The 6,042-nt window shown below is 33.5% G+C and carries 3 protein-coding genes; all 3 read right to left on the bottom strand.

The features are described 5' to 3' along the window. On the bottom strand, nucleotides 1-3,582 hold a 3,582-nt coding region (locus tag G507_RS0108585; protein ID WP_157496534.1), incomplete at its 3' end, for an IgGFc-binding protein. A gap of 301 nt (nucleotides 3,583-3,883) precedes the next feature. Beyond that, nucleotides 3,884-5,200: a Fe-S cluster assembly protein SufD gene (gene sufD, locus G507_RS0108580; protein ID WP_026717117.1), complete on the bottom strand. Its 1,317-nt coding sequence runs from the start codon at nucleotides 5,198-5,200 to the stop codon at nucleotides 3,884-3,886. A 74-nt stretch (nucleotides 5,201-5,274) separates the two neighbouring features. Beyond that, entirely contained in the window at nucleotides 5,275-6,024 is a 750-nt protein-coding gene (sufC, locus tag G507_RS0108575; RefSeq protein WP_026717116.1) for a Fe-S cluster assembly ATPase SufC, read from the bottom strand. Between the last annotated feature and the right edge of the window lie 18 nt (nucleotides 6,025-6,042).

The following is a 6,042-nucleotide window of genomic DNA, read 5'->3' as shown; positions in this document are numbered from 1 at the left end:
ATCGCCATCACAAATTGTATCTCCAGTGATAGAAGCCGTTGGTAAAGGAATTACTGTAATAGTAACACAATCCGTAAAAGCTTGAGTACAAACTGGTGTCGAATTTGAAGCAGCACCCACTAAACAATACGTTGATGTTGCAGTAGAACTTACCGAAGCATTTCCTGATCCATCTAATACAATCGTACTAGAAACTCCATCAATCGTGTAAGTAATCGTAGCATTTGCCGTTCCTGCAAAATCTATAGTAGCAGAGGTACCTGAACATATAGAAGGTGTAGTAGTCGAAATTGAAACCGTTGGTAATGGATTAATTGTTACGGTGGCACAAGCTGTTAATGTTTGTGTACATGCTGGTGTCGTGTTAGACGTTACATTAACTAAACAATATTGAGAATTTGCTGTTAATATTGGTGTAGTTATTGTTCCAGTTCCAGAAGCATTTAAAACAACCGTTTGATTAGCTCCAGCGTCAACTGTATAGGTTACCGTAGCATTTGCAGTTCCTGTTATAGTAACCGTGCCAGATGTTCCAGAACAAACCGTATTAGCTACTAAAGTAGCTGTGGGTAGTGGTAATACTGTAATGGTTGCACATGATGTTACAGTTTGAGTACAAGCTGGTGTAGTATTTGAAGTTACGTCAACTAAACAGTACTCTGAATTTGCTGTTAAAACTGGTGAAGTTATTGAAGCATTTCCAGAAGCGTCTAAAACAATCGTCTGATTAATACCTGCATCAACTGTATAAGTTACCGTAGCATTAGCTGTTCCGGTAATAGTTACAGTTCCTGTTGAACCAACACATGTAGTATTAGCCGAAATAACAGCAGTTGGTAATGGCAATACAGTTATAGAAGCACAAACATTAGTCAATGTTGCAGAGCAAGCTGGGGTCGTAGCAGAAATAACTTCTTCAACACAATAAACGGAGTCTGAAGTTAAAACTGGTGAAGTTATCACTGCAGTTCCTGATCCGTTTAAAATTATTGTTTGAATTGACCCACTATCTACCGTATAATTAACCGTAGCATTTGGAGTCCCTGTTATTGTTACTGTACCAGCTGTGCCTTCACAAATAGTATTTGCCGAAATTGAAGCAGTAGGCAATGGCAATACCGTAACTGTAGCCGAACCGTTTACAGCTCGTGTACAGTTTTCAACTGAAGTTACATCAACTAAAGAATAAGTAGCATTCGAAGTTAAAACAGGTGTAGTAACTGTTGCCGAACCTGAACTGTTTAAAACAACAGTTTGTGTAACTCCTAAATTATCTAGATAACTAACAGTAGCACCAGGTGTTCCACTAATTGTAACAGTAGCTGTTTGACCCGAACAAATTGTACTTGCACCAATAGCTGCTGTTGGTAATGGATTAACTATTAAATTAAATGTTGAAGTGCTATATTGAGTAGGATTTGCATTGCTTTCCATACGGACATAAATCACTTGATTTGGCCCTCCAACGTAAGCTGTAGCTGGTAAAGCTAAATTATTGTCAGCATCAGCTCCAGCTTGATCTAAATGATAAGTTATAGTAAAATCTGCTGCCGCTAAACCTCCTAAAACCGCTGCGTTTTGTGTTGTTAAATTAAACGTTTCAGTTCCATTATTAGTAATATCGTCGCAGACAATCATGTCTGGTGCAGTACTGGCTTGGCATGGAGAAACTACAGCATCAAATTGAGTAATTTGAGCACAGGTACTTCCAAAAGTCTCAACTCTTACATAAAAGGTAGTTACTGTCGCTGTAGTAGTTTGAAGGGCCGGTATTTGGTTTATATTATCGATGGCATCTTGCATTGTTGCGTAAAACAAAACATCATAAGTAAAAGGATCTAAACCATTTAAAATTGTTGCAGAATTTTCACTTAAGTCAAAATCATTATTACAACTTAATAAATCATCTGGATTGTTGTTAATTACAAAGCCAGGTTGATACTCAACTACAACGCAATCCGTTTGTGTACAGTTACTTCCTATAAAACCATTAGAGGTTGTAACACAATATGTTCCTGGACTAGTTACGGTGTAGGAAGGTCCTGTTTCACCTGTCAAAACAACTGGTCCAGAACCAGTATCAACCGTCCATTCAAAAGAAAAATCGGCAGGTTCCAAATTTGTGTTTAAAACTCTTATATCTCCTGGACAAGGTGCTAAGCCATTTGCAATAGTCATATCAGATTCTTCAAGACCAATAGCGCCTTGTCCTGCCTGGTATGTTAAATTTACTGTACCAAATCCAGAATAAAAACTTGCAACACCCATTGTACCCTCTAGCCCTAATACAGCAACTGCTGTTGACCCTGTGGATTCAACTTTTACATTTCCGGTTAATCCTGAGATTCTATAAGTAACCCAGTTTGAATTTCCCGGCACAGGTTGAGGAAATGCAGTTGTTTGAACACCATTTAATGAAATAACAGAACCAGCAACTGCAATTAGAATAACGTTAGTATCATTTGGAGCAAATGTAACACCTGAACCAATAGAATTTATGCTAGGAATTAAATCAACAACTTTTGGATAAGAACAACTTAATGGTGGGATAAAGTTCAAGCCTACAGTATAAGAAGCTGTAGAACCAGCTAAAATTTGGTAAAGGTAAACAGGTTTAGTCGTCTCTATGTACATGTTTTGATTAAATGCCCCTTGGAAATATGAAAAAGGTACAATATAGTAATCACCTGTATTTATAGTAGTAATAGGAGTGGCATTACCGTTAACAAAAACCTGAGTATTATCCTCAGTTGCTATAACAATTGGCAATTCAGTATCTACAGTTCCATTACCTTTAACTAAGACATATTGTGTTCCAATCTTTTCAATAGGAACAATTTGATCTAAACAAACGTCATTACCACTTTGCGTTGAGGGGTTAACAGTAACGTTACCAGTAATTACTGCAACTGGCTTTGTAGCAGTTAGTCTAGCCCCGATAAATCCAGTCCAATTTGCGTTCACATCTGCATATCCAGATAAAACAACAGATTGGCCAGCTTGTAAAGTAAATATTTGTGATCCATTATTATTAGTTGCAGTAGGAGTAGTAAAAGTAACCCCAGTGCCATAGTCAGAAATTGTAACTACTGTATTGTTTTCAGTAGCCATAAAACTAGAAACAAAATTTCTGAAACTATCAGATCCTCCTTGAGGTGAACTACCTAATCTGAAGTCTTTACCAATACCTGCTCTTCCTTTAGAAACGAACATTTCACCATGTGCTCCAGCATCAAGCTTAAACGTTACATAAAATTCACTTGAACCACTTATAATAAGACCATCATCTCCTGAGACTGTATGTAATCCTGATCGATTTACAAACATATCTGATGGCTGTGCTGTTCCAACTGTAAATTGTGCAGGACTCCCTGAAGAAATTGTGTAGGTCCCAACAGGTAGTCCATTACCATTTGTAACTGTTACTTGAAAAGGTGTAACTTCAGGCGTAGAAAGATATACAACATGTTGTCCAATTACACCTGCACTTCTTGAGTGTAATGGGGGAAGCCAGTGTTTATCACTAAGTTGACCAAACATAAAAGATGTAAACAATAATGTAAATAATAAATATAAACGCATTTTAATATATTTTTAAGAAAGTAAAAATAAAAAAAAAAATGAAGTATGTTGTCAATTACACCTTTTTTTATAAAAAATATTTAATATAAACTTGTTTTTAGTGCATTTTTAACATTAAAATTTTAAAATATAACAAAAAATCAATTTTTTGATAAAAATATAACAATTAAGCATCGCTTGCTTACTTTTAAGAATCATAGAATTTAAGTTGTAAGTTTATGTGGTTGTATTTTTGAGGAGAAGTTTTTTAAAACAAAAAACCACCTTTAAAAGATGGTTTTTTTATTTAATATAATTTTTTCTACAAATCAAATCCCAATTTTACTTCTAGTTTTGAAGCAATAATTTTAGTAATTCTATGTTTTAATTCTGGAATTTTTATACTTTCAATAGCTTCGTTACAAAAAGCAAACATCAATAAAGCTCTTGCTTCTTTTTTTGGAATTCCACGTTGTTGCATGTAAAACATAGCACTTTCATCTAATTGTCCAATTGTACAACCGTGTGAGCATTTTACATCATCTGCAAAAATTTCTAATTGTGGTTTTGCATTTATAGTTGCTTTTTCACTAAGTAGAATATTGTTGTTTTGTTGAAAAGCATTTGTTTTTTGGGCTTCTTTTTCAACATAAATTTTTCCATTAAAAACTCCAGTTGCACTATCACCAATTATAGTTTTATAATTTTGATGACTTTCACAATTTGGTGTAGCATGTTGTACCAAAGTGTAATGATCAACGTGTTGTTTTTCACCAATAATTGTAATTCCTTTTAAAATGCTATCAATATGTTCTCCAAAATGATAGAAATTTAAGTTGTTTCTAGTTATGTTTCCACCGAAAGAAAAAGTATGAACTGAAGCTCTACTTTCTTGTTTTTGAGAAATATAAGTATTGTCAATTAAATTAGCTGTTAAATTATCGTTTTGGATTTTATAATAGTCTACTATAGCTCTTTTCTGAGCGTATATTTCAGTAACCGAATTCGTTAAAACAGGATTACTATTTAAACTTTGATGTCTTTCGATAATTTGAACGTGAGCATTTTCTCCAACAATAACCAAATTTCTTGGCTGAACCATTAGAGCATCTTCAACTCCAGTTGTAAAATAAATAATTTCGATTGGTTTATCTGCAATTTTATTTTTTGGTATATTAATGTACGCACCTTCTAAGGCAAAAGCAGTATTTAGTGACGTTAATGTTTCATCTTTATTAGCAATTTTATTGAAATATTCATCAATAACTATTTTATATTTTGGCTTTGTTAATGCCGATGACATTAAACAAACATCAATTCCTTCATGCGTTGTAGCAGATAAAAAGGAACTGAATTTTCCATCAATAAAAACAACTTTATAAGTATCTACTTCGTGCAAAAAATATTTTTTTACCTCAGCAAATTCTACTGAATTTTCTTTTTTAGGAAAAACAGAAAAGTCATTTTTTAAAATTGCATTAAGTGAAGTATATTTCCAAGCTTCTTCCTTTTTTGAAGGAAAACCTTTATTTTCAAAATTCTTTATAGCGTTTGTTCGTACATCATGTAATGCTGAAGAAGTGTCTATTCTTTCTTCAAAAGCCATGAATGACGAAACTAATTTTTCTTTTAAATCCATTGTTTTGGTTTCAAATTTCAGGTAGTTTTGATTTCAAATATTTTACTTGAAACAAAAAAACTTGAAACAAATTTTTAAACTAATTCAGCTTTAATCCAATCGTATCCTTTTTCTTCTAATTCTAAAGCCAATTCTTTTCCACCAGACTTTACAATTTTTCCATCCATCAATACGTGAACGAAATCAGGCACAATATATTCTAACAATCTTTGGTAATGCGTAATTACAACTACTGCATTATCTTTGCTTTTTAATTTATTTACACCGTTTGCAACGATTCTTAAAGCGTCAATATCTAATCCAGAATCCGTTTCGTCCAAAATAGCTAATTTTGGTTCTAGCATTGCCATTTGAAAAATTTCGTTACGTTTCTTTTCACCACCAGAAAAACCTTGGTTTAAAGAACGAGATAAAAACTTGCGATCAATTTCTAATAATTCAGATTTCTCGCGAATTAATTTTAGCATTTCGTTGGCTGGCATATCGGCTAAACCTTTAGCTTTTCTACTTTCATTAATAGCTGTTCTCATGAAGTTAGTTACTGAAACTCCTGGAATTTCAACTGGATATTGAAAAGATAAGAAAACTCCTTTATGAGCTCTTTCTTCTGGAGCTAATTCTGAAATATCTTCTCCTTCTAATTCGATTGTTCCTTGAGAAACTTCATAATTTTCGTTTCCTGCAACGATTGATGCTAAAGTACTTTTTCCAGCACCATTTGGACCCATTATAGCATGAACTTCTCCAGCTTTTACTTCAAGGTTAATTCCTTTTAATATTTCTTTATCTTCAATTGAAGCGTGTAAATTTTTTATTGATAACATTTTATGAATGTGTTTTTT

Source organism: Flavobacterium gelidilacus DSM 15343, assembly GCF_000422685.1.
Taxonomy (GTDB): Bacteria; Bacteroidota; Bacteroidia; order Flavobacteriales; family Flavobacteriaceae; genus Flavobacterium; species Flavobacterium gelidilacus.
The sequence above is the reverse complement of the archived record's forward strand: the minus strand, read 5'-3'. Positions and strand labels throughout refer to the sequence as shown.

Excerpts from the sequence above, each read along its gene's own strand:
- sufD (WP_026717117.1), bottom strand. The coding sequence starts at position 5,200 with ATGGATTTAAAAGAAAAATTAGTTTCGTCATTCATGGCTTTTGAAGAA.
- sufC (WP_026717116.1), bottom strand. The coding sequence starts at position 6,024 with ATGTTATCAATAAAAAATTTACACGCTTCAATTGAAGATAAAGAAATA.